Origin of the sequence: Dendronalium phyllosphericum CENA369 (genome assembly GCF_016056275.1) — a bacterium.
Taxonomy (GTDB): Bacteria; Cyanobacteriota; Cyanobacteriia; order Cyanobacteriales; family Nostocaceae; genus Dendronalium; species Dendronalium phyllosphericum.
Map to the genome: position 1 here is coordinate 1 of NZ_JAECZA010000001.1, position 869 is coordinate 869.

The 869-nt window shown below is 43.8% G+C and carries 2 protein-coding genes; both read left to right on the forward strand.

The window, feature by feature from the left end; all coding sequences use genetic code 11:
* A partial coding sequence (locus tag I8752_RS00005) for an ATP-binding protein (protein ID WP_263985238.1) occupies positions 1–292 on the forward strand: 292 nt, incomplete at its 5' end.
* Positions 293–344: 52 nt separating this feature from the next.
* The gene (locus I8752_RS00010; RefSeq protein ID WP_214430274.1) at positions 345–815 is read left to right on the forward strand and encodes a response regulator; all 471 of its coding nucleotides are present in this window, start codon (positions 345–347) and stop codon (positions 813–815) included.
* The last annotated feature ends 54 nt before the right edge of the window (positions 816–869 follow it).

Consider the following 869-nt stretch of genomic DNA (forward strand, 5'->3'; position numbering starts at 1 on the left):
GAGCAGGGGAGCAGGGGAGCAGGGGAGCAGAGAAGCAGGGGAAGATAATATAACTACTAATTCCTTACTGCCAATTACTTTCTATGTTAGGGATAACGGTATTGGGATTCCAAAGCATCACCTAGAAACGATCTTCCGACTCTTTAAGCGGCTCCACTCTCAGGAGAAGTACGGTGGAGGAGCAGGGGCGGGGCTAGCAATTGTTAAGAAGATTGTTGAGCTTCATGGCGGTCAGATTTGGGTTGAGTCTAGCGTAGGCATAGGTTCAATGTTTTATTTTACGCTGAAATAATCTAGAATAATAACATTATATTTTTTTTTGTTAAGTTTTTTTAAGAGTAAGAATGACAACAAAACTTCATGAACCGCTGCTCGTTGTAGAGGACAGCAATGAAGATTTTAAGATGCTACAACGTCTAATGCGGCGGATGGCTGTCAAGAACCCGATATATCGCTGTACTAATGGTGATGAGGTTTTAGAGTTTCTTTATTCAGGAGAAAACGACAGCGACGGCAAGGGCGCAGCCCCATCCAATCTTGATGTAGCGCCACGACCCTCTGTTATCCTCCTAGACCTGAATTTGCCAGGGATTGATGGTCGTGACATTCTAGAGCGACTAAAGCAAGATAAGAGTTTTAAAGAAATCCCCGTGGTGGTTTTTACTACATCATCTAATCCTAAAGATATTGAATTCTGTTACCAAAAAGGCGCAAATGGCTATTTAGTCAAGCCAATGGATGCTCAAGAACTACAAAAGACAATTCGAGCATTTGTAAACTATTGGCTGGAAGTCAACACTGCGCCAGGGAGATGAGGAGAGAAGTTGCAAGGAGGGTCTCCCTCCAGGCAAACTTCGGAGAGATGGGGG